The sequence below is a fragment of the Geomonas diazotrophica genome (genome assembly GCF_018919385.1).
In the GTDB taxonomy this organism is placed as follows: Bacteria; Desulfobacterota; Desulfuromonadia; order Geobacterales; family Geobacteraceae; genus Geomonas; species Geomonas diazotrophica.
In genome coordinates, this window is sequence record NZ_JAHLMF010000014.1 from 36,633 (window position 1) to 59,676 (window position 23,044).

The 23,044-nt window shown below is 63.2% G+C and carries 22 protein-coding genes; 9 read left to right on the forward strand and 13 right to left on the reverse strand.

Annotation, left to right across the window (positions count from 1 at the left end):
- Positions 1-16: 16 nt before the first annotated feature.
- Genes KOM00_RS15455 through prsT form a run of 8 tightly spaced genes read right to left on the reverse strand, consistent with a single transcriptional unit; the run spans position 17 to position 10,638 of the window.
- Complete coding sequence (locus KOM00_RS15455) at positions 17-916, reverse strand: XrtA system polysaccharide deacetylase (protein WP_216499839.1); 900 nt, start codon at positions 914-916, stop codon at positions 17-19.
- A complete protein-coding gene (locus tag KOM00_RS15460) occupies positions 913-2,154 on the reverse strand; it encodes a TIGR03016 family PEP-CTERM system-associated outer membrane protein (RefSeq protein WP_216499840.1) in 1,242 nt (413 codons plus the stop codon). Before KOM00_RS15460 ends, KOM00_RS15455 begins: the two co-directional genes overlap by 4 nt.
- A complete protein-coding gene (locus KOM00_RS15465; RefSeq protein ID WP_216499841.1) occupies positions 2,151-3,305 on the reverse strand; it encodes an XrtA/PEP-CTERM system-associated ATPase in 1,155 nt (384 codons plus the stop codon). Before KOM00_RS15465 ends, KOM00_RS15460 begins: the two co-directional genes overlap by 4 nt.
- A gap of 18 nt (positions 3,306-3,323) precedes the next feature.
- Positions 3,324-4,181 carry an XrtA-associated tyrosine autokinase gene (locus KOM00_RS15470; RefSeq protein ID WP_216499842.1) on the reverse strand — a complete coding sequence of 286 codons (858 nt, stop codon included), beginning with the start codon at positions 4,179-4,181 and terminating at the stop codon, positions 3,324-3,326.
- Between the two features lie 49 nt (positions 4,182-4,230).
- On the reverse strand, positions 4,231-5,718 hold the full coding sequence (locus KOM00_RS15475; protein WP_328758639.1) for an XrtA system polysaccharide chain length determinant: 1,488 nt from the start codon (positions 5,716-5,718) through the stop codon (positions 4,231-4,233).
- Positions 5,719-5,734: 16 nt separating this feature from the next.
- Complete coding sequence (locus KOM00_RS15480; RefSeq protein ID WP_236027002.1) at positions 5,735-6,541, reverse strand: polysaccharide biosynthesis/export family protein; 807 nt, start codon at positions 6,539-6,541, stop codon at positions 5,735-5,737.
- A gap of 17 nt (positions 6,542-6,558) precedes the next feature.
- Complete coding sequence (locus KOM00_RS15485; protein ID WP_216499843.1) at positions 6,559-7,941, reverse strand: TIGR03013 family XrtA/PEP-CTERM system glycosyltransferase; 1,383 nt, start codon at positions 7,939-7,941, stop codon at positions 6,559-6,561.
- A 51-nt stretch (positions 7,942-7,992) separates the two neighbouring features.
- On the reverse strand, positions 7,993-10,638 hold the full coding sequence (gene prsT / locus KOM00_RS15490) for an XrtA/PEP-CTERM system TPR-repeat protein PrsT (RefSeq protein WP_216499844.1): 2,646 nt from the start codon (positions 10,636-10,638) through the stop codon (positions 7,993-7,995).
- 442 nt (positions 10,639-11,080) lie between these two features.
- Here prsT and KOM00_RS15495 point away from each other — a divergent pair, with 442 nt between their 5' ends.
- From KOM00_RS15495 to KOM00_RS15515, 5 genes are all read left to right on the forward strand, one after another.
- Positions 11,081-11,719, forward strand: a complete 639-nt coding sequence (locus tag KOM00_RS15495) for a PEP-CTERM sorting domain-containing protein (protein WP_236027003.1) — start codon at positions 11,081-11,083, stop codon at positions 11,717-11,719.
- A gap of 72 nt (positions 11,720-11,791) precedes the next feature.
- Positions 11,792-12,526, forward strand: a complete 735-nt coding sequence (locus KOM00_RS15500; RefSeq protein WP_236027004.1) for a CAAX prenyl protease-related protein — start codon at positions 11,792-11,794, stop codon at positions 12,524-12,526.
- Positions 12,527-13,008: 482 nt separating this feature from the next.
- Positions 13,009-13,689, forward strand: coding sequence for a PEP-CTERM sorting domain-containing protein (locus tag KOM00_RS20720; RefSeq protein ID WP_328758642.1), 681 nt, complete (start codon positions 13,009-13,011; stop codon positions 13,687-13,689).
- A 222-nt stretch (positions 13,690-13,911) separates the two neighbouring features.
- Complete coding sequence (locus tag KOM00_RS15510; RefSeq protein WP_216499845.1) at positions 13,912-14,274, forward strand: hypothetical protein; 363 nt, start codon at positions 13,912-13,914, stop codon at positions 14,272-14,274.
- Positions 14,271-14,444 (forward strand): PEP-CTERM sorting domain-containing protein, encoded by a 174-nt coding sequence (locus tag KOM00_RS15515; RefSeq protein WP_216499846.1) that lies wholly within the window; start codon positions 14,271-14,273, stop codon positions 14,442-14,444. Before KOM00_RS15510 ends, KOM00_RS15515 begins: the two co-directional genes overlap by 4 nt.
- A gap of 109 nt (positions 14,445-14,553) precedes the next feature.
- On the opposite strand, the gene KOM00_RS15520 is transcribed toward KOM00_RS15515, so the two are convergent.
- The 4 genes from KOM00_RS15520 to KOM00_RS15535 form a co-directional block, all read right to left on the reverse strand.
- Positions 14,554-14,760 (reverse strand): GSU3473 family protein, encoded by a 207-nt coding sequence (locus KOM00_RS15520; RefSeq protein ID WP_216499847.1) that lies wholly within the window; start codon positions 14,758-14,760, stop codon positions 14,554-14,556.
- Between the two features lie 135 nt (positions 14,761-14,895).
- Positions 14,896-15,129 carry a hypothetical protein gene (locus tag KOM00_RS15525; protein WP_216499848.1) on the reverse strand — a complete coding sequence of 78 codons (234 nt, stop codon included), beginning with the start codon at positions 15,127-15,129 and terminating at the stop codon, positions 14,896-14,898.
- Between the two features lie 55 nt (positions 15,130-15,184).
- Positions 15,185-16,003, reverse strand: coding sequence for a flagellin N-terminal helical domain-containing protein (locus tag KOM00_RS15530; RefSeq protein WP_216499849.1), 819 nt, complete (start codon positions 16,001-16,003; stop codon positions 15,185-15,187).
- Positions 16,004-16,270: 267 nt separating this feature from the next.
- Positions 16,271-18,316, reverse strand: a complete 2,046-nt coding sequence (locus KOM00_RS15535; RefSeq protein ID WP_328758643.1) for a M1 family metallopeptidase — start codon at positions 18,314-18,316, stop codon at positions 16,271-16,273.
- Between the two features lie 134 nt (positions 18,317-18,450).
- On the opposite strand from KOM00_RS15535, the gene KOM00_RS15540 reads away from it, so the two are divergent.
- Complete coding sequence (locus KOM00_RS15540; RefSeq protein ID WP_236027006.1) at positions 18,451-19,314, forward strand: ChaN family lipoprotein; 864 nt, start codon at positions 18,451-18,453, stop codon at positions 19,312-19,314.
- Positions 19,315-19,365: 51 nt separating this feature from the next.
- On the opposite strand, the gene KOM00_RS15545 is transcribed toward KOM00_RS15540, so the two are convergent.
- On the reverse strand, positions 19,366-20,736 hold the full coding sequence (locus KOM00_RS15545) for a porin (protein ID WP_216499850.1): 1,371 nt from the start codon (positions 20,734-20,736) through the stop codon (positions 19,366-19,368).
- A gap of 167 nt (positions 20,737-20,903) precedes the next feature.
- Between KOM00_RS15545 and lexA the strand changes: the two genes are divergently transcribed.
- The 3 genes from lexA to dinB are packed head-to-tail and all read left to right on the forward strand — an operon-like array spanning position 20,904 to position 22,992.
- Positions 20,904-21,509: a transcriptional repressor LexA gene (gene lexA, locus KOM00_RS15550; RefSeq protein WP_216499851.1), complete on the forward strand. Its 606-nt coding sequence runs from the start codon at positions 20,904-20,906 to the stop codon at positions 21,507-21,509.
- Positions 21,510-21,513: 4 nt separating this feature from the next.
- A complete protein-coding gene (locus tag KOM00_RS15555) occupies positions 21,514-21,759 on the forward strand; it encodes a hypothetical protein (protein WP_216499852.1) in 246 nt (81 codons plus the stop codon).
- Positions 21,760-21,762: 3 nt separating this feature from the next.
- Complete coding sequence (gene dinB, locus KOM00_RS15560; RefSeq protein WP_216499853.1) at positions 21,763-22,992, forward strand: DNA polymerase IV; 1,230 nt, start codon at positions 21,763-21,765, stop codon at positions 22,990-22,992.
- The last annotated feature ends 52 nt before the right edge of the window (positions 22,993-23,044 follow it).

A 23,044-nucleotide genomic window follows, 5' to 3' on the forward strand; every position in this document is an offset into this window, starting at 1 on the left:
CCGCACCGCCCCCCCTTCAGGCCGGAGCATCCAGAAGGTCGCGCAGCCTGCCGAAGCCGAAGTCGCCCAGCAGCCGCACCAGGCGGGCCTGGGTCTTGTCCAGGTTAAGGTAGTGGCGGAACCGGCTTTTGGCACCGGCGCCGGCCATCCTGGGCTGCTCCGGATCGAGCTCCCAGGGATGCAGGTAGAAGACGAAGGGGCGCCCCTCGCCGCTGTTGATACGATTCAACCCCCACTTCGTGAAGCCGTAGGGGAAGAAGCGGAAGTACCCCCCACCGGCGATCGGTATCCCCATGCCGAAGAGGCTCAGGGTGGTGATGGGGAACTCCACCAGATCGCCCCCGCTCTCCCCCCCGAACAGGATGGGGGATTCCCCCGGCACCGGTTCCCACCTCTCCGTCCCCCGCCTGAGCAGGAACGGAAAACGCGGCCAATCCGGGATGCCGTAAAGGTCATGGCGCACGGGAAAGACGCTCGAATCGTAACGGTAACCTGCCTCGGCCAGTTCGTCGAAGGCCCAGTGCGTGCCATGCGCGATGGAGTAGCTCGGGGCGCGATAGCCAAGCACCGCCTCCCCGGTCAGATCCTCAAGGAGCGCCTTACTCACCCGGATGTCATCGCGGAAGGCGGTGCGCCCCAGCAGGTTCACGCGCTGGTGGCCATAGCCGTGGCAGGCGACCTCGTGACCGGCGCGCCGGATCTCGCGCACCAGGCCCGGGCAGCGCCTGGCCACCCATCCCAGCACGAAGAAGGTCCCCCGGACGCCCCGCTTTTCCAGCAGCTCCAGGATGCGCCTCGTGTTCCGTTCCACCCTGAGGGGATAGTCGTCCCAGCGATCCCGGTCCACGCAGCCCTCGAACGCGGAGACCTGGAAGTAATCCTCGACGTCCACAGTCAGGGCGTTGACGACCTTCATCTCGTGAGCCTCAGTTCCACGATGACCCGGTTCACCTCGACGCTGTCGGCCGCGCTGTCCAGGTGGTTGCGGTAGCTTATGTGGGTGTAGTTCGTTCCCAGCACCGCTTGGCTGGAAAGCGCCCAGTCGAGCCCGGCTCCCCCCACCAGGTGGTAGGGGCGCTCACCGACCAGGTCGCCGTCCAGACGGTCCCCGGAAAGGTTGAGCGACAGGGCCACCCCGTCACGCAGGTCGTAACGGCCGGAAAGCCCCAGCAGCACCTTGCGTTGCACGTCGCGCACCAGCACCTGCTCCTTTTCGTACTTGGAGTAGGAGGCGTTGAAGCTGGCAAAGCCGCGTGCGAAGGCGCGGCTCAAGGTGGCGTAGTGGCTCACGTTCCTGGTGGATAGGGTCTGCGGGTCCTCGGTGTACTGCACCTTGGTGCCGACCGCGGCGGTCAGGACGCCGAAATCCCGGCCGGCCCCGACATCCCAGAAGGGATCGCTGCTATTGACCCCGCTGTCGAAGCTCTGCCAGTCGTAGCCGAACTTGCCGTACAGGAAGTTGCCGGTGCCGTAGTCGTAGCGAAGCCCGGCATAGACCTCCTGGCGGTCCAGGGCGTCGGTGCTGGACGCCACATGGGCAAAGGAGTAGGCGGCCGAAAGGACGAGCCCCTGGGACAGCTCCCGGCTCCACTCCGCGTAACCGTCGTGCTCGGTCTTGTCGATCCCCGTGCCGCTCCAGTATCGGGTGTCCCGGTAGCGGTAACCGGTCTTCAAGGTGGAGTCGCCGGGGAGGTGCCAGCTGAGGTACGGCGAGATCTGGGCGTTGTTCTGGAGGGTCTGGTTCACCACCAGACTCTCGTTCACCACGTCGCGCGCCACGTTGGAGGAAACCCGGCTGTACGTGTCGGAGAGATCGAGATGGAGGAAGTCGTCGAAGAAGACGAAGCCCCCGTTCATCGAGGCGCGGTGGTCCAGCTCGTATGTGCGGCTGTTCTTGGCGTAGTAGCGGTAGTCCAGGCCATAGGAGAGATCGGTCTTGAAACCGCCCCCCCGGGCCGAGAGGGCCAGGTTGGGCTGGACCCTGGTGACGAAGTCGGTCTTCTGGGCGCGGGGGCTCTGGAACAGGTTGTCGTTGTACTCCTCGCCCAGGATGATCGAGGGGGTGAAGCGGAAATCTGCGGCCCGAGCCGGTGCCGCAACCAGCAGCGCCAGCGCCCCGGCCGTAGAGGCGACGGTTAAGATAGCGGTTCTCATTTCTTACCTCCCATGCCGACCCCATCCATCAGACGCCGGGCGAAGCCTGCAGCGGGGCGGTCCGGCGCAGAAAGGGCCAGCCCCTGGACGGCGCTGGACACGGTGGCGAGGCGCTCGCCCAGTTCGGCGACCCGTCGTTCCTGCTCAGCGACCCGGTGCGAAAAGTCGGCCTGCATCTTCTGCATGGTCTCGGCTACGCTCTTCAGCGCCTGGGGAAGCCTTGCGGAAAGCTCGTTCTCCATGGTCTCCAGGCGCCGCTCTATGCGTCCGAGCGCCTCCTCCCCCGCAGCGCAGGCGACGACGCCTCCTTCCGGCGGCAGGTCGGGACCTCCCCCCCAGTAGGTCCTCTCGAAGTCGAGGTCGGCTCCCACCTCCTCGGTCATCTGGGCGGTGACGGTGCGGACCTCGTCCGCGAAGGCGGCGAGCATGAGGAAATCGCAGATGATGTTCACCAGGCGCGGGATGCCGCGGCTGAACCGGTAGATGAGCTCCACTGCCTCCTCGGTGAAGTGGACCGCCTCGGCGTTGCCGGCGACCTTCATGCGGTGCAGGATGTAGGCCTGGGTCTCGTCCAGTGACAGGGCGTGCAGGTGGCAGCTCACGCTGATGCGCTGGCGCAGCTGCATGAGCCCCGGGCTCGCCATGGTGTCGCGCAACTCGGGCTGCCCCACCAGGATGATCTGCAACAGCTTGTTGTGCGAGCTCTCAAGGTTGGACAAAAGGCGCACCTCCTCGAGGAGGTCGGCCTCCAGGTTCTGCGCCTCGTCGATGATAAGGATCGGGTGATTGCCGGCGGCGTACTGCCCGAGCAGGAAGTCGTTCAGGTCCCTTATGAGGGAGACCTTGTCCTTGCCCGCCACCTCCATGCCGTACTCCTCGTTGATCATGGCCAGGAGCTGCTCGATGCTGACCCGGGTGTTGAACACCTTGGCGAGCACCACGCGCTCGTACTTCTTGCCGATCAGGTCCCGGATGAGCGTGGTCTTGCCGCTCCCCACGTCGCCGGTCAAAAGGAGGAACCCCGCCCGCTCCCTGATGCCGTAGTCGAGGTAGGTGACCGCCTTTCGGTGCGACCGGGAGAGGTAGATGAAATCCGGGTCAGGCACCAGCTCGAACGGTTTCTTGTCAAAGCCGAAAAATTCCAGATACATGGTCTGTCGCCTCGCTGGCTACGGCTTCCCCTGGTAATGCTTGTAGTAGGAGTAGCGCTCCTCATGCCCGACGTTGTCCGCGGCGTTGTAGACCACCCCCAAAAGCCCCGGCCCCTTCACCGCCTCGTACGCCTCCAGCACCTCGTCCTGCGAGGCGAGCCGCTCCCTCACCACGAGCAGCACCCCGTCCACGATGTTGGCCAGCGCTCGGCTCTCCGCGAACGGGAGCAGCGGCGGGGTGTCGAAGATGAGGTAGCGGTCCGGGTAGCGGTTCTTCAACTCGTCCACGAGGGCGCGCATCTTCTGCGAGGTGAAGAGCTCCACCGGGTTTTCCACCCGGCTTCCCGAGCGGATCAGCGAGAGCTTGCCCAGGCCGGTCTGCACGATGGCCTGCGGAATCTCCGCCGTCCCCTTGAGGATGTCGGCGAGCCCCACCCCCTGCTCTACCTCGAGGTAGTGGTGCAGCGAGGGGCGACGCAGGTCCGCGTCGACCAAAAGCACGGTGTGGTCCAGCCCCTGGGCGAGGCTCACCGCGAGGTTCAAGGCGGTGAGACTCTTCCCCTCGTTGGGGACGGAACTGGTCACCATGATCGCGTTCTTGAAGGGATGCCCGTCGGTCAACTTGACCAGCACCGACTTCAGCTTGCGGTACTCCTCGGCCGCCGGGCTGTGGGGGTCGAGGAGGTTCACCAGGAAGGGGTGCTTGGGGGACAGCACCCGCTCGGGGGAGACCTGCGGCGGAGCGCTTACAGGAGCCGGGGCCGAGAGGTGATGCTGCCGGTCGACCTCGGGCGCGCCCCCCTCGCCCGGTTGTTGCGGGAGCCCTTCCTTTCTCAGCTGGGCGGCTTTTTCCATCGCCATTTCTATTCTGCTCATAAAGACCTCTCTGCCGCCGCGACCCCCGCGCGGGGTGGGCGGCGCCTCGCTAGTGCATCATCCCCTTGATCCCCTGGCTGACCGGCGCCAGGTGGTCCAAAAGCCTGTCCATGTAGGGCAAATCCAACAGCTCCATGGCCGGGAAGACCAAGAGGAGCAGGAAGTAGACGGTGGCCACGGCGAAGACACGCATGGTCCTTCTGCGCAGCTTGAGCGCCTGCTGCAGGTCCAGCATGCGCGGCACCACGGCCAGCACCGGCGCACCCAGTTCCTTGATGAAGGAAACCTCCTTCACCGAGCCGTCCACCTGGTCCCGTAGCGCCAGGAAGCCGAGCCCCCCGACCACCCCCCCCAGTATCCCCGCCAGCATGATCATGAGCCGGTTGGGGCTCGACGGCTTCTCCGGGAGCACGGCCGGATCGACGATGCGGAAGGTGGTCGACTTGTCCTGCACCTCCATCTGCTTGGAAACCTCGGACTGGCCGTGCCTCGAGTAGAGCTGGTCGTAGATCTTCTTCTGGTTCTCCCGCTCGACCTCGAGTTTCGCGAGCCCGGCCTTCGCGCTGGGGACGCTCTGCAGGATCTGCTTGTTCTGGGAGATGTAGCGCCTAAGCCCCGCCTCGGCGTTCTTCAAGGCGGAGACCTCGGAATCGATCTTGGCGATTTCCTGGGGGTCAAGCGGCTGCGGCTCCCCCCCCTTTCTCGCCTTCAACTGCTCCTTGACCGTCTCGATGTCGCTCTTCACCGTCAGCACCTCGGGGTAGCTGTCGGTGTACTGCACCCTCAGGTCGTCCAGCCGCTTTTGCAGCGCGAGCAGCTTGGACTGCAGCGGGTCGTTGGCCTTGCGGGTCACCTGGCGCATCCCCTCCAGCTGCCTGCGCCTCAACTCCAGGTCGTAGAGCTTTTGCTGGGCGAGGTTGATCTCCTCGAAGAGTTTCCCCTCGTCGATGGAGATGACCCCCCCCTTTTCGCGCTTGTAGGCGTTCAGGTCGTTCTCGGCCTTTTGCAGCTTCACGTTGAAGGCCGCGATCTGCTCGGAGAGGAACTTGGTGGCGTCGTAGGATTCGCCCCTCTTGGAGGAGGTGTTCTGCTCTATGTACAGGCGCACCAGGGTGTTCACGAAGTCGCGCGAGATCCTGGGATCGCTGTGCACGAAGGAGATGATGAAGAGGTTGTTCTTCTCCTTCACCTTGACCGTGATGTTCTTTTGCAGCTCCTTGATGAGTTCCTCGTTGTTCGCCTCCTTGCCGAGGTTCATGTCCAGGCTCTCCATGGTCTTGGTGAGCAGGGCGCGGCTGGTGATGGCATAGGTGAGGACGTTGATGGTGTCATCCATGGAGGGGGTCACGGTGATCCCCTTGACCAGCTCGCTGATCACGTTCTTCTCGATAAAGACCGTGCTCGATGACTCGTACTTCCTGGGCAAGAGGTAACTCACCGCGAAGACGACGGTCATGATGACGAGGGCGCAAAGGACGTAGAGTTCCTTGTGCCTTGCCACGAGCTGCATGTATTTCCTGTATTCGGATTCCTGCACGGCTACCCCCTTCAGCCTAGAAAAAGGCTTCCTTCACCAGGACGTAATCCCCGGCCTTCAGGTCGATGTTCTGGGAGAGGTCCCCCTCCTTGAAGAGCTTCTTGGCCTTCACCTCCAGGGAGCGGGACTGGTCCCCCTCCTTGCGGCGCACCACCACGTCGTTTTGGTCCGCGAACTTGGTGAAGCCGCCCGCCTCCAGGATCGCCTCCATGACCTTCATCCCCTCGCGGTACTCGACGGACTTGGGGGTGTTGACCGCCCCGAGGACGTAGACGTTTCGGTCGGTCAGAAGCGGCACGAACAGCGAGTCGTTGGTCTCGAGCGCCAGATCCTGGCTCGTATCCCCCTGGATGAAGAGCCGGTGCAGATCGACCTTCAACTTCTTGCCGTCGCGCAGCAGATAGGCGTTTTTCAAGTCGGCGGATTTCACCTCCGGAAGCATGCACAAAAGCTGCAAGAGCGTGGTGCGCCTGGAGAGGTCGTACACGTTGGCCTTCACGCCGGAGCCGAAGATGTACACCTTGGAGTTGGTGATCTCGCGCACGGTGACCGTGACGATGGGGTTCTTCACCAGCTCCTTGAGCCTCCCGGCCAGGTGAGTCTGCAATTGGCTCGGGGTGCTGCCGCTGGCGACCACCTCGCCCAGGCCGGGGACGGTGATCTTGCCGTCGGGGCGCACCCGCACCGGGAAGTTAAGCTCCTTCACACCCCATACCGCGATATCCAGGGCATCCCCCTCGCCGATCACGTAGTCCCCTCCCCACACCGAAAGCGGGAAGCAGCACAGCGCCAAAAGCAAAAGAAACCAGTACCTCGTTCTCATGACATCCTCCTTTAAACTCATCTCCCCCGCCCGAACAGGACCACCTTCACCGTCTCCATGATGATCTGGGTGTCCAGGAAGACGGAGAGGTTCTTGATGTAGTACAGGTCGTAACGGAGCTTCTCGATGGCGTCCTGCACCGTCGAGCCGTAGGGGTAGCGCACCTGGGCCCAGCCGGTCAGGCCGGGCTTGATGGTGTGCCGCTTGGAATAGTAGTAGATCTCCTGCTTCAGGCGCTCCACGAACTCCGGACGCTCCGGCCTTGGCCCGATGAAGCTCATCTCGCCGCGCAGCACGTTGAAGAGCTGCGGGATCTCGTCGATGCGCGAGTTCCTCAAGAAGGCGCCGACCCGGGTGATGCGGGCGTCGTTCTTCGCGGCCCAGACCGCCCCGTCGCGCTCGGCGTCCTGGCACATGGAGCGGAACTTGTACAGGGTGAAGGTCTTCTCCCCCAGCCCCACCCGCTCCTGGGCGAATAAGATCGGCCCCGGCGAATCGAGCTTCACGGCGAGGGCGATGAAAGGAAACGCCGGCGCCGCCAGCAAAAGGCCGATCAAAGAGAACATGATGTCTACGCAGCGCTTGTAGACGTTGACGAGGGCGGTGCGATGGAAGCCGCGGGAGAAGATGATCCAGCTCGGGGTCATCTCCTCCAAAAGGAGCTTCCCCTGCACCATCTCGTAGAAGGTCGGGGCGTCCAGGACCTCGATGCCGTTTAGCTTGCAGCGCATCATCTCCTGCAGCGGGAGCACCCCCCTCCTTTCGGTCAGCGCCACCACGATGGTCGAGGCCTTCTGTTCCCGCGCGGCCTGGAGCAGATCGTCGTTTTTGGGGAGGATCTGGGAGCGGAACAGCTCGGGCTGGTGCACGGTCTGCTCCGGGCGGTGCCTCTCGTCGCACTCGAGGAAGCCCGCCAGGGTGAAAGAGCCGCTTTGGGAGCTCAGCAGCCCCCCCAACTGGCAGGCGAGGTCGCCGGTACCAAGGATCAGCACCCGGTGCGCAAAGGGGACCCTGCGGGCCCCGATACCGGAGATCGCGTACCAGGTGAACTGCAGGATGATGAAGAAGCCCAGGGCGAAGAAGAGCACCCCTTGCCCCAGCATCAGTTCGGGAGACAGGTAATAGACCACGGACAGGAAAAAGAACGCGGCACATCCCGCCTGTACGCAGGTCGCCAGGATGTCCCGCTTGCGGCTCTCCCTGGGAAGGGTGTACACCTCCATGAGATAGGAAGAGAACAGGACCACGGCAACGAAGAGGGCCGCGGCCATCATCGCCTGGTCGGGCTGCCACTCCGTGTTAAGGACCAGGTCGCCGAACCTGACCCACGCGGCCAGGATGAGGGCCGCCAGGGCGAGCAGGCCGTCGATCAAGATGTAGAAACAAACCCGAAGATCCATAGGCTGCCGTACCGTTTCTCCCTGTGCCAGCGCCGTGCGGCGAGAGCGCTGCTATTTCTTCAACTGTGCCAGCAGCGTCTGGGCCGCCTTCCGGTCCGGGTACTCCCCGAACGAAAGCGACTCCTGCAGCGCCTGCTGTGATTTGACGCGGTTCCCCGCCTGGTGATAGGCAAGGCCCAGGTGGTAACGGACCGTAGGGTCGCGCGGCATGAGGTTGGCGGCCCGCTCAAGCACCTTGACGGCATCGCCGCTGTGCCCGTTGCGGTACAGGGCATAGCCGAGGGTGTCCATCACCCCCGCGTTTCCCGGCTCCAACCTGAAGGCCGTGATGGCATACCTGAGCGCCTCCTCCTTCTTCCCATACCCCTCAGCACAGAGATAGGCGAGGTTGTTCAGGGCCGGGACGAAGGAACCGTGTTCCTCGACGATCGAGCGGTAGCGGGAGACGGCCTCCTGCTTTTTGCCTTCCCCCTCGATGAGGCTCGCCAGGGCGAACCCGGCCGCCGCGGAATCGGGCTGGACCTTCAGCGCATCCTGGAAGGCGGCCTGCGCAGCCGGGTACTCCTTCCTGGCGCGGTGCAACTCGCCCAGCATGATGAGCGGCTCGGCGCTCTTGGGCTCCGCCTTGGCGGCCCGGCCGGCCTGCGCCAGAGCCGAGGCGGTATCCCCGGTAAGCTGGTAGACGCTCGCCAGGACGAGGTAGCCTCGGGCGGAGGTCGGATGGCGCGCAATCAGCCTCTGTGCCTGCTGCACCGCGTTGTTCCCTTGCTTGAGGGCCGTGTACGCCTTGATCTTCAAGGCAATCCCGCGGTCCGGGTCGAGGGGCTCCATCTCGTCGGCGACCTGGAGCACCTTCTTGTAATCCTTCAGGGTCAGCAGCAGGAACCCCTTCGCCTCCCGTGGAACGACCGCGCGCTGGTCGGACTGCACGGCCTCGTCGAGCACGGCCAAGGCTTTGCCGGGGTTGTTTTTCTTCTGGTGGTAGGCTGCCAGCGCCACCCACGCCTCGGGAACCCCGGTCCGCGTCGCCTTTTGGTAGTAGGAAAGCGCGTCGTTGTCCTTGCCGGACAGCTCGCTCAGGGCGGCAAGGCCCAGCAGGGCGCGCAGGTTGCCGGGCACCTTGTTGTGGAGCTCGGTGAGTTCTGCCATGGCCCTGCCGTAGTCGGCCCGGGTGGCGTACTGCGCGGAGAGGTTCAGGTAGCTTGCCGGGAAGAGGGGGTCGACCCGCTTCGCCTCGGTGAGGCTTTTCACCCCCGCCGCCTGGTCCCCCTTGCCGAACTGAAGTCCGGCCAGCGCGTTGTAAATGAGAGCGTCCCGCCTGCCCCCGTTGAGCCCCTCGCGCAGCACAGAGATCGCCTTGTCGGTCCTGCCCTGGCGCTGGTGGTAGGCGGCTAGAAGCAGCCTGCTGTTCAAAGCGTCGGGAGCCGCCCTGACCGCCGAGGCGAGTTCGGTCTCACCCTCGGCCCCCTTTCCCCTGCTCAAGTAGAAGGCTCCCTTCTTCAGATGCGCCTGCACCAGCTTGGGATCGAGGGTGGTGGCGCGGTTCAATTCACGCATGCCGTCCTCGAACAGCCCCTGCTGCAGGTAGGCGTTTCCTAGCAGGTTGTGGGCGACTGCATCGGAATCGTCGGCGGCGAGCACCTTCTTTATCTCTGAAACGGCGTCCTCGACGTGCTTCTGGGCGAGCAGTATCTGCGCAGTCATCAGACGCGCCTGGCGTGAGGAAGGGGACTTGTCCAGGATGATGCGGAACTGGCTTAGTGCGTTCTCGAGCTCGCCCTTGCTGTAGTAGCTCAGCCCGAGAAACTGGTAACCGTCCATGCTGGGAGCGAGCTTCACCGACTGTTGCAGCTGCGTGATGGCGTCGCCGTAGGCCTTGCGGTAGTAGCTCACCACCCCCTTGAGACGGTATCCCTCCCCTCTCTTGGGGTATTCCTTGATCATCCGGTCCGCCACTGATTCCGCACTCTCAAGCCGGCGGCGCTCCACCTCGATCAGACCCAGCTTGTACTGCGCGTCCAGGCGCGACGGATCGAGCTGCAGGACCTTCTGGTAAAGGGTCCCGGCGCGGTCCATGTTGCCTGAGCCGGCCTCGAGGCCGGCCAGCATGAACAGGGCCTTGAAGTTCTTGGTATCGAGTTGTACCACCTGGTTCAGCAAAGACTTCGCCTTGTCGGTGTGCTTGAGCACCAGGTGCACCGAGGCGAGTTGCACGAGCGTGGAAGCGCGCCTGGGGTCGGCGGCGAGCGCCCGCTCCAGGAAGCCAAGCGACTCCTGGTACTTGCCGCGCACGGCATAAGCCCCCCCCACCACCTCGAGCCCCTCCGGGTCCCCGGGGCGGCGAGCCAGGTATTTCTGCGCCGTGTCGTAGGCATCGTCACCCTTGCCCATGATCACGTAGAGCCGCGCCAGCTCGAGCAAGGCGGCATCGTGCGACGGGTTCTGGGTGAGCACCTTGAGGTACTCCCTCTCCGCCTGGTCGTTCTTACCCAGATCCGCATACGCCTTGGCCAGTTGCAGACGTGCATCGTAGTAGTTGGCGTCCTTCTCCAGGGCGTTCTTGAAGTAGACCACCGCTCCGGCAGGATTGGCGGCTTTCAGTTGTTTGACCCCCTCCTCGTAGAGAGTTTCCTTGGTCTTGCTGCCGCACCCCGCGATGACCAGCAGCGCCAACAGTATCACAACGACTACTTTCATGGGTCAACCTCCAGACGCCTCCCGGCCTAAAAACCGAAGAATTTTTAAATTAAAACTTACTGTCGGTTTTCTTAACAGAATGGTGTCTCTTTTTTCAAGCCTATTCTCGTCTTCTCCCACCGTCACCCGGCAAAGCGCCCAACCTACGCTTTACCGCCGCATTCCGCGTCCATCCCGTCCAGGGATTCCGGCCGCCCTCCGCTGCGGCGCGTGGCCACGGCAAAAAGCAGAATCAACCTAAACCGGGAAAAGTACGTCTTTTCCGCCCGGCGCACCCGCGCCGGGAAAATCGTGGCTCCTGTCGATAATTTTTACACAACGGCGCGCCACTGCAAGCCGCGCGGCCCTTTATGAGCTATATCTAATTGTTCTCCCGGCAATGGCACCGCTCTTGCTTTATGTGCGTTTCAATTAATTTTTGCAAATAAGGTGAGGTGGACACATGAAAGGCATGGCGGCATTCATAGCAGGAACCCTGCTACTGCTGGCGACCGAGTACGCCCAGGCGAGCTACATCACCCTGAGCACCACGGATCTGCTGCTGGCGGAGGCGGTCCAGACCAACACCGACGCGTCGAACAGGGGGGATTTTCAGGTGGTTAATTTTTCGCCATCGGGGGTGCTCTTCACGCAGAACATGTCCAGACCATGGAGTGCGGGGGGGGATCCCTTCTACGTTTACTGCTACATCGGCGTCGACGCGGACCTCGTCGGCAAAAGCGACCTAACCGGGGTCGATAGCTTCGAACTGCAGTTGGCGAACGTGAACAACAGTCCCTGGGAGCTCGCGTTGTTCGTGCAGGCGGCGGGGCAAGCGCATCTGACGGAGTACCAGGCGATCCAAAACCACCGCACCCCGCTCTTCGAGCATTTCGCCTTCGACCTCGCCTCGCTTGGCTCTGACGCCTCGGAGATCGAATTCCTGGGCCTCGCCGTGCGCAGCCTGCTGACCGGCAACCCGAGCAACCCCGACGCCTACCACGTGATGGCGGCACCGGTCCCGGAACCGGGCACCGTGCTGCTACTTGGGCTTGGCTGCTTCTGCCTCGCCATCTATGGCAAGCGTCGCAAAAACGCCTGATGCAACAAAGAGGGGAGCGACGCCGCGAGCCCGGCTTTTTTTCAGCCGGCCGATGGACAGGCGGGCGGCGGTATGATAGACCCCTCATCCATGAGAGCCTTTGCAACGGTAAAGCAGTGGCCCGACCGGGGAGCGCTGCCGCGCGTGCTCCCCTTCGCGCTGTTCATCGCCTTCGTCGCCCTGGAAGAAGGGGCGCGTACGGCAGCGCTACGGCAGTGGTTCGTCCTGCCGGAGCCGGTGCTTTACGCGCTGTACCCCGTGAAGGCATGTTCCGTCGCGGCGCTGCTCTGGCTGTGGCGTGGCAGCTATCCGGAACTGCACCTTAGGGACCTCCTCGACCTGAAGAGGTCCACCTTGGCAGTAGTGATCGGCCTGATCACCTTCCTGGTCTGGATCAACCTCCAGGTGACGCTGCCCTTGGTGGGGGGGGCAGCGGGGTTCGACCCGACGCTGCTGCCGGAGGGCGCGCCACGCCTGGTGCTGACCGCGGCACGTGTGGCGGGTGCCGTGCTTGTGGTGCCGGTCATGGAAGAGCTCTTCTGGCGCTCGTTTCTGCTGCGCTACCTGATCCACCCGGACTTCGAGTCCGTTCCCCTGGGGAGCTTCAGCTGGAGTTCCTTCCTCGTAGCGAGCGCACTCTTCGCCCTTGAGCACCATTTCTTTCTTGCCGGCCTCGCCGCCGGTGCCATCTACAACCTGCTCCTCTACCGTACACGCAGCCTCGTTCTTTGTGTCATGGCCCACGCCGTAACCAACCTCGTCCTCGCCATGTACGTCCTGCACAGTGGCAAGTGGTACTTCTGGTAGTCCCCGATCGCGGCGGTTCGATAACAGTGTAAAATTTCGCGACAGTCCGTACGTGGCTTATCCGGCGCCCCTGCCCGGTCATGGCGCCGGGCTCCAGATCGCGCGAAACCTTTAACGCGCAGAGTTGCCGTCCCTCTCCCTGGTATCCCATCGCCTTGGTTCCGCATGATCCTGGTGTCGCTAAAGCTTACACCCGTTTATCCATCCGCAGTCCGAATCAGGCCGATATCGTGTTTTTTCAGGGAGTTAATCGAGTTGGTTCCACTATTGCAACCAAGCCAACAAGGGAAATTGCAACGAGGGTATCGAGGCGATGAGGTAAGCAGTATCAGGCCGACATCAAAAGGAGGCAGACCATGAGAGCACGTAGATCATCATTAGCGCAGTTTATATTGCTCGGAGCCGCACTTATGTTGTCATTTGGAGTAGCCGTTGCACAGGCTACCATTGTCGATTTGACGACTTATGGGTCCAGCGGGACCGTGAACGGAGCCCTTTTCTACCAGACTGATCCCAGGCCCACCGGCACCGGCTACATCGATCCCTTCCTGAGGCTTGGAACCGGGACCAACAACTACGAACAAGGGTACAACACCAGCGCGCGCCCCTTCCAGTATGACCAGAAGGAACCGCTCAACTACACCCACGACCTGATGCTCGGCGCCGTTCCGATCGTCAACAAGAACGGGGTCGACTACCGCGAATTCCTACTCGACATCAACCAGATCAACAGTGGTACCGGGGCGCTCCTCTCTTTGGATGTACTGCAGATCTTCCTGAGGAGTTCGGCGTTCACCGACAGCGACATCACCCACCAGGGCAACAACTACACGTTCCCTAGCCTTGGCACCATGGTTTGGAACCTTGACGACGGTGTCGACAGCTACATCAAGTTGAATTACGACCTCAACACCGGCAGCGGTTCCGGCGACATGCTCTTCTACGTCCCCAACTCCCTGTTCACGGGCTACGGCGACAGCACTGCGCTCTACCTCTTCTCCGGTTTCGGCACCAACTATGAGGCCAATGACGGGTTCGAGGAATGGTGGGTAGGTAAAAGTGCTCCGGTACCGCCGGTTCCGGAACCGGGAACCATGATCCTGCTGGGCGCCGGCTTCCTGAGCCTCGCCATCTACGGCAAACGCCGCAGAAACAACGCATAAGAGAAGATGCAAGATTGAAAAAAAGCGGGGGCCGCAAAGGCCTCCGCTTTTTTTTGCCTGGAGTACAAGGATCGGCAGCCCGGATGCCGCCGCTGTCGGCATCCCTTACACCGTTTTGGGCCGGTCCGGCAAAGTGTGCAGACCCGCGAGAGACGCACCCGTGGGCACAGTAAATGTTAATTGATGAATTTTAAAATTTTCGATGTGATTCAGGAGGATGTTATGGGAAAGATGCTGCTTACTGTCCTGGTGCTTGGTCTTTTGGGCGTCGCGCGCCCCGGCTTCTCGTACTCGCTGATTTCGGACTCCGCCCAAGTCGGCGGCAGCGATAACCTCCTGCAGTACGCCGACCTTTCCAACAGCAGCCAGGCCGAGATCGACTGGATCCAATCGTTCTTTCCCGATGCCTCGATTTCGCTCAAGCAGGAGGACTTCCAAGGCGGAGACTGGCAGAAGGTCGACTACGGCGATCTATGGCCCCTGTACCTCACCACATCTCCGACTATTTCCTGGTTAAGACCGGCAACACCGGCACGTACACCCATTACCTCTTTGAAATTCTCGATGACCCGTCCTGGGCGGTGATCAGCCTGTCCGACGTCAACATTCGCGGGGTGGTTGGCATCTCCAAGATCAGCTACGTCGACGAGATCGCAACCACACCGGTTACTGAGCCAGGGACGGCCCTACTTTTGGCGACCGGGTTTATGGGGCTTGCCTGGTACGGCAAGCGCCGCAGAGGTAGCCGCCTCTAGCCCGAAAAACAAAGCGGCGGGAGTTGCTTTGGCAACTCCCGCCGCTGCCGGGTGTTAAAGATCCCGACAAAGCCATGCCTCCCTGTAAAGGAAACCGACGGCCGCCCCCTCAGGCCACCGCGCTGCCAGGATGTCTTCTTTCCGGACCGGCATAGCTTTTGTGGATTTTCGGCGACCGGACCGGGTCGACCCCCACGATGACCCATCCGGACGAGCGCAGGAACCTGGCGACGACGCCGGCCTCGATCAGGCTGTCGAGCATGTAGTCTTTGACGTAGTCGTACCTCTTGTTTGTCCAATGCACTTGAACCAGCATAACTGCCCCCTCGCACTGCAGCTTTGGTCAACTCAGCGCAGTTTCTGGTTGGGACTCCTCGCTTGAAATAATTGCAATTTTCAGACCCGCCTTACCGAAATTCGCAGCTTATCTTGGGGGGTTACCACGACGGGGCTAGAACTGACCAAGGACGAGCCGGGCCTGTCTTGATGAATTGGCGAGGGGGGGCTGCGCTTCCTGCTGGGCCAGGACAAGCCGCTGCATGTTGGTGCCTTCCTGCCGGAGATCGACGGCGGCGGCACCGTCTCCACCCGCCGCGACGGTCGCGCCAGGCGATGCGGGGTGAACACCGTTTTCGGCGCTATCCTGGAGCAGGCGGCACACCGGCGGAAGCTGTGATTTTTTCATAGCCGCTCCTTATCGGTGAAGCGGCGGGATGGCCAGGCCATCCCGCCAGGACAAGCTAGAACAGTTTGAGGATGGACTGGGCCGCCGCTGAGGAGAGGCTCAAAGAGGTGGTGCCCAGCGACTGGCGGGTCTGCAGCATGAGCATGTTCGCCCCTTCCTCGTTCATGTCGGCGAGGGTCAGGTTGTCGGCGCCGGTCTGCAGTGTGTTGATCATCTGGTCCGTGAAGCTCTGGCGCGTGGTGATGATGTTGAGGTTGGCGGCCAGGGCCTGCGTATTGACCCTCAGGGTCGAGATGGCGGTATCCATCTTCGCGGTGTCGGTGGTGATGTCGGAAACGGTCTGCCAGTTGCCGCTGGCCGCAGAAAGGCTCAGGCCGTTCGAGTTGGCCAGGAAACCGACGACGTCGAGGGTGGAGCTGGCGTCCTCGTTGAAGTTGACCGTGAGGGTGTTGATGTTGCTCAGCAGGTTCAGCCCCCGGTAGCCGGAATCCGAGGAGAGGTTGTCGATCTGGCTACGGATCGTGTTGTACTGGTTGGCGAGCTTCGACTGGACGTTGGTGTCGCTGGTGGAGAGGGCGGATTGGGCAACCCCCTTGGCGGCGTTTATGAGGCCCGTGATGGCGGTGATCCCCGCGTTGGTAGCGGTGACCGTCTGCACCGCTTCGGACATGCCGTCCTTGCGGTCGGAGAGGTCGCTGGCGCGCTGGTTGGCGTTTTGCGCGGCGAAGTAGTTGGTCGGGTTGTCCAGGGCGCTGTTGACCTGCTTGCCCGACGACAGTCTCTGCTGGGTCCGGTTCAGCAGCTGGCTGGTGTTCTGCAGGTACAGCAGGTTGGTCCTCATGCCGGCGGTCAAAGAGATATCACTTACTGTCATGGCGTTACTCCTTTTCTGGGCGACCCGGCGTTCTGCCGGTGGTTTTCCAACCGTTTGCTTGCCTCGCACGGAAAAAGGTCGCAGAGTGGCCAGTTCGGCGCCCCCTCCGCAGGCACGATAGTCTGCTTATCGACCTCGGGAAGTATAACTTAAATGTTTTTTAATTCACAAAAATCAATTCTGGATTCGAGAGGAGGCGAGGATAACGGCGGGGAAACGGGTGCGGAATCCGGCGCCCCCCGCAGCGGGGAGGCGCCGGGAAGGGTGCTAGGGGGAATGCTCGGGGAAGCGTACCACCACCTCCCCGTCTTCGGGGACAGCCGTCGACTTGCGGCGGTTGGCGCCGCCGGAGAAGAGGAGATAGCCGTATTTGCCGTAGTGGGTGACCTTGGGGGCGTACAGGGCAGCTGCTGTTGGCGACCCCGGCTCGAACAGCGCAACCACTCCTCTTGCGGGCGCGCTGCGCTGCAGCACCGTGAAGCGCAGGGTATCGGGTGGTCCGGCCTCTCCCGCGGGGTTGACCGGTTCCGCACCGGGGGGCAGGAGCGAGGCGTCGCGGGGGAGGCCGCAAAAGAGCAGGTCGTGCCCTGCCGCCTGCTCCGGCCTCAGCTCCGCCTCGTCGACGACACCCGCCCTCCCTTGGGAGAGGGAGGCAAGAAAGCCCCTGAAGCTCCCCCGGTCGACCCGGCAGTTCCGTGTCACGACACCGAGGAGTTTGCCGGACCCCTTGATGCTGTTCACCGTGGCGGGGATCTCGCCGGGAGCGAGGATGCGGAAGATCTCGGCATCCGGGTCGAGCAGCAGCCGCTGCGGTTTCGCCGGCGCGGCAAGGTCGAACGAGGTGGCATCCTGCGCCTGAACCGGCAGCTGCCAGGCAAGCGCGCCCGCCGAAGTCTCCAGGCGCAGCGGGACCTTCTGCGCGAAGTACGGGGGGGACTGCCTGACCCTTCCGATCACCTGCCAGCCGACTCCCAGGCGTCGGCTCTGCGTGCCGTCCAGGGCGAGCCTCGGTCCCCCCTTGCGCTCGATCAGCATACGGATCTCCGCGAGATCCTTTCCGGATGCCTGGGAGAAGGCGCGCAACAGGTCGCTCCAGGAGGCGGAGCGGTACATCCGCTGCCGCGCCAGTTCACGCAGCGCGCCGAAGAAGGCCTCGTCACCGATCCGGGACCGGATCATGTGAAACACCATGGCGGCCTTGCCGTAGCCGATGGCCCGGGAGGCGGGATCGTTGCGGCTTACGAAGGCGGTGAGGGCAAACTCGTTTTCAGGGGTGACCAGCGAGGCGTAGTCGATGAGGAGCTGCCTGCGGTATTCAGCCGCCTCGGCCTGCGAACGGCGCTCCTTCAACAGGTAGTCGGCCAGATACGTCACCAGCCCCTCGCACCAGTTCCCTTCCGACAGGTCGACATCGATCCCGTTGCCCCACCAGGAATGCGCGATCTCGTGCGGCAGGCTGGTGTCCACGATGAAGGGGAGCCTGATCACCGCTCCGCCGAGGAGGGTGAAGGAGGGGAACCCGTACCCGGTGGGAAAGAAGTTTTCCACGACTGCGAACTTCTCGAAGGGAAAGGTGCCGAAGAGCTCCTGGTACGAGGCGAGGTACTTCGCAGCCGCATCGAGGTAGCGCGGCGCGAGCTCGGCGTTGTCCGGATAGAAGTAGCTGTAGAGCGTGATCCCCGCAGCCTTGCGCTCCTCGACGAGGTAAGGGCCGGCGCTCAGCGACAGCTCACCGACGGGCCTTTTTTCCTGCCACACGGAACGGGTGGTGCCGCCGGAAGTTTGCCTGGAAAGGCGGGCACCGAAGGTCACCGCCTCTGTTCCGGCCGGCGCCGAGATGGCGATCATGCGGCTGGCCGGGACCTGTTCCGGAACGGGGTACCAGTTGGCGCCCCCCCCGAGGAAGGTCCCCTCGCTGCCGATGGCTGCGTTGACGCCATAGCTTGGGTCCTCCCCGGCCGCGGGATGCCGGGAGACCTGGTCGTTGAAGCTCGCGCGGTACGAGATCGCCAGGGAGTTCTCCCCTGGCGGGAGTTCCAGATCGATGGCGCCGGAGCGGAAGGTGAAGGGAAGCTCGCGGTTGCCGCAGCGCACCGACTCAACCTTGGCCTGGCTGGCGAGTCTGAGACGGACCGCGCGGCTTCCGGGGGCGAAAACGATCCGGCTTTCTCCGGCCAGTTCGTGTCGGGGAGGATCGAGACTGACCGCGATCTCCTGGCTGATCACGGCGGGAGCCCCGGTTGCGGCGGCAAAGCTTGGGAACGCCGCCAGAGGCAGCAAAACCAGCGATAACAACAGGGGAACCACCCTCACATGAACCTCCCGCCGACGCGGCACCCCGCGCCCTACGCCTCTTGCGCCGCCTGGCAAGAAGCAATTTAAGTTTGTGATCTTAGCGCCGTTGGTGTAGGCTGCGCCTTCCAAACCAATCGGACCGAGGACCTCAGATGACCATGCCCAAGACCATCGCCCTGTTCTTCGTCATCCTCTGCACCTTGTCTCTCCCCTTAAGCGCCCACGCAGGCCAGACTATCACCCGCGTCGGCGACCGGCAGGCAGTCACCCTGCAGCAGCTCTGCGCCAAGGCGGAGGCGGCCGACCTGGTGATGATCGGCGAGGTGCACGACGCGGTTCAGCACCACGACCTTCAACTGGCGGTGATCCGAGAGCTCAGGACGCGAAAGCTCCCGCTGGCCATCGGCGTCGAGGTGATGCAGTCGGACAACCAGAAGGAGCTGGACGCCTTCATGGCGGGAACCATGTCCGAGGCCGATTTCCGGCAGGTTTTCGCCAGGAACTGGTCCTACGACTGGCGCCTGTACCGCGACATCTTCATGTTGGCGCGGGAGAACAAGATCCCGATGATCGCCCTGAACGTCCCCAAGAAACTGGTGATCAAGGTATCGCGCCAGGGCTACGCGTCGCTCACCCCCGAGGAACGCACGACCCTCCCCGAAGGGACCACGTGCGACATCAACAACCCGCATACCGAGTTCCTGAAGCAGTCGTTCGGGGAGGTCTTCAAGCGCGTTACCAAGGGGCGTATCTTCGAGTACTTCTGCGAGGCGCAGACCCTGCGCAACTCCGGCATGGCGATGAACATCAGTCAGTACGTGAAGACGGCGCCGAAGACCAAGATCGTGGCCCTTACCGGTATCTGGCACGGCGTGAAGAACGCGGTCCCGGAGCAGCTCGCGCGCAGCGGCACCAAGCTCTCCAGCCTTGTGGTCATGCCCGAGATAAAGGAGTTCAGCGCCGGCAAGGCCTCGCCCGATGCCATCGACTACCTGGTCAGCTTCCCCTCCCCTTGAGGGGAAGCTTGGCCACATTAAGGCCATTCCCCTCCGATTGCAAGTTTTCCCTCAGAACAGCTTGTTCCACATCAGCGTGACGCCGTTGCCCGAACGGCCGTTGCGCATCACCCCCGACTCCCAGCTCCAGGCCAGGTAGAGCGACGAATCCCAGAAAAAGGCGCTGTCCAGGGCGACCGTAGCGGCTGCTCCGTGCATCTCGTCGAAGTCGACCCGGTCGTTCCCCACTGCGGTGGAGCGGTCCGCCCAGACGTAGGAGCCGAGGGTGCTGAGGTACAGGAAGAAGGTGAGCTCGCGACGGTAACCGGCGCTGGCGCTGGCGTAGCCGCGCGCCAGCACCCGGTCGTAGATCACTCCGGAGTAGTGCGGCCAGGCAAGGTCGTACTGCTCGCTCGGGAAGGGACCCCCGTTCAGGCGGAAGGCGTTGAAGCGGTCCCCCCTCCCCTGTGCGGTGAAGCCGCCGTAGAGGCTGAACAGGAGACGGTTACGCTCGGACAGCCCCGGCACCCCGCCCGCCGCGACCAGGTGTCCCTCCACCTGGGTATAGTCGCGGTTGCCCCCGTCGGCACTGCCGGCCTCCCCGCGCCACGTGTCCCGGTGCAGGTGGTCGACGTCGAACCCCGCGGCCATCCCTAGATGCGGCAACTCCAGGAGGTTTCGGCGCATCCCGTCGTAGCGGCAGCGCAGTCTGGCGCCGTAGAGGGGAGTGTTGGGAGGGACCCAGAGCCCGGGTGCGCTGTCCGTCTCGCGGTGCGCGTAGAAATAGCCTCCCCGCGCCACCAGCTGCACCCTGAGGTCGTTGTCGACCTGGAAGGGGTAGACCGGACGGCGCCAGCCAACGCCGAGCGAGCCGAGCAGGATCCCATGATAGAGCGCGGTGCCGCGGATCTCGTCGCCGTTGCGCAGCTCCCTTCCCGCCACCGGCGGCGTGTCGTTCTCGAACTGGGCCACCAGGTCCCATCCCCCGAGGTCGCGCAGGTAATCGAGCTCGTTCACGAAGACCGCCACCATGGCCCGCCGGTAGCTGCTGTCTGCGACGCGCCGATGGTAGAGGGCGGCCGCCGGGATGATCGGGCTCTCCCCTTGGGCGGGCGCAAGCAGCGAGGCGCCCACGGTAATGGAGGTCATGTCGGCGCGTTCCACCGCGGGAATGTCGACCCGCTGCCCCATGAAGGTGACCCGCTTCGCCTCGCCGGCAAGCGGCGTGTGGTACGCCGTTTCCTCCGCCGACCAGCAGAGCGAGCACCCCAAAAGGAGCAGGCAGGCAGTAACGATGCCCCTCGGGAGCGTCGCGCCCGGACCATGCCCCCCTCTTGCTGAGCCCCATGCATCGGGGCTCCCTTCTCCGCCCCCCCCTCCCCCGCCACTTCGCACCAGCCTCCACGCCGTAACCCACTTTGTTCGCGCGACTTTGTTTGCCATGGCTCCCTCCGTTTGAGTTTGGCTTGCGCTGCACCACCTGGAACACCGCTACACTATAATTTGAAAATTTTACTACTCAAGGAGGGAGTTCCCGCTCGATTTTGGTGTTGACAGAGAGAGGTTACCATCTGGTAAGGTTGTCATCAGATAACCAGGAGGTGGTACTGATGGAGCAACTGACGCCACGACAACAGGAGGTGCTGGACATCGTTTCCAGGCATATCGAGACCTACGGCTACCCCCCCACCCTGCGCGAGATCGGCGCCAAGCTCGGGGTTAGCGGGACCCTCGGGGTGCTGAAGCATCTGGAGGCCCTGGAGCGAAAGGGGTATCTGCGCCGCCAGGAAGGTAGCACCAGGGGGATCACACTGAACCGGCAGGGGCAGGGGGCGAGCCTCCCCATCGTGGGGACCGTGAGGGCCGGGGCGCTGCACCCCGCCATCGAGGACATCGAGGGGCACTTCACCATCGACCGTTCGCAGCTGGACAAGGGGGGGACCTTCTTCCTGCGCGTAAAGGGGGATTCCATGATCCACGCCCATATAAAGGAGGGAGATCTCGCTCTGGTGCGCCCGCAGCCGGACGCGAACAACAGGGACATCGTGGTCGCCATGGTGGCCGGCGAGGCGACCCTGAAGAGGTTTTACCGCGAGGCGAACAGAATCCGCCTGCAGCCGGAGAACCCCAACTACGATCCCATCTTCGTCCAGGAGGGTGACGGCGAGGTATCCATCGTCGGGAAAGTTGTTGGCATCTACCGGCAGATGGAGTAATTTCATGCAGCGCCTTTGCGACAGCATAAGGGTGGCCGCCATCTTCGCCCCAGGCGCCGGAATCCGCCCGGTCTGGTTCGAGTGGCGCCGGCAAAAGCGCGCCGTCACCCGCCTCTCCTACTTCTGGACGGACTCCTTGGGAGGCGCGACCCGCCTGCACTTCGCGGTCTGCGACGACAGCAACCTCTACGAACTGATGTACGACACCTCCGACCAGAACTGGACCCTCGTGGGGGTCGAGGAGCAGTAGGACTTGGCAGAGAACCGGATCATCCTGCACATCGACATGAACGCCTTCTTCGCCTCGGTGGAACAGCAGTCGAACCCCGCCCTGCAGGGGAAACCCGTGGCCGTGATCGGCGCGGCCAAGCGCACCATCATCACCACCTGTTCCTACGAGGCGCGCGCCTTCGGGGTCAGGACCGGGATGAACAGCTGGGAGGCGCGCCAGAAGTGTCCGGAACTCATCTTCGTGGTCGGCAACAACAAGAAGTACAGCTACACCTCGAAGCAGATCATCGGCATCATGCGCGAGTACACGCCGCTCGTGGAGGTTTTCTCCATCGACGAGGCCTTTCTGGACGTGACCGGGTGCCTGAGCCTGTTCGGCTCACCCGAAGGGATCGCCGGGATGATCAAGGAGCGCATCAGGGAGCGTTTCGGCCTCACCTGCTCGGTAGGTATCGCGCCCAACAAGCTCCTCGCCAAGCTTGCCTCGGACATGCAGAAGCCGGACGGGCTCACCGTGATCCCCCCGGAACGGGTGGCTCAGGTCATGGAACGGCTGCCGATCCAGCAGCTGTGCGGCATCGGGGCGAAGACCCAGCAGCAGCTGGCGGCCTTCGGCATCAGGACCTGCGGCGAGTTGGGGAGGTTCCCGGTCGAGATTCTGAAGAAGAAGTTCGGAGTGACCGGGGAGCGGCTGCATTACATGGGGCTTGGGGTGGATGATGCACCGGTGGTCCCCGAGGAAGAGGCCGAGGAGGTGAAGAGCGTCGGTCACTCCACCACGCTGGACGCGGACCTTTGCCAGCGTTCGGAGATACTGGCGGTGCTGCTGCAGCTCTCGGAGATGGTGGGGCGGCGGGCCAGGAAATACCGCGTCACGGGCAAGACCGTTACCCTGACCGTCCGCTACCCGGACTTCACCACCTTCTCGCGCCAACTCAGCCGTTCGGTGCCCACCAATAACAGCGACGAGATCTACCGGGACGCCGTGCAGATCCTGGATCAGCTGGAACTTGCCCAGGCGGTGCGCCTGCTGGGGGTGCGCATCACCAACCTCTCCCACCAGGCGGAACAGTTGCCCCTGTTCGAGAGCGAACGGAAAAAGGCGCTCGTGGCGAGCGCCATGGACCACGTCAACAACAGGTTCGGGGATTTCTCGGTCACCTTCGGCACCCTGCTGGGGAAGGAGTGCGGCGCCAAGGTGATCTCGCCGGCCTGGAGACCGGAAGGGGTGCGCAACGTCGACGCGGACTGAGCGTCGCGCCGCGGGATGGAGATAAGGGGGAGCGGTCGCGTCGGCTGAAACC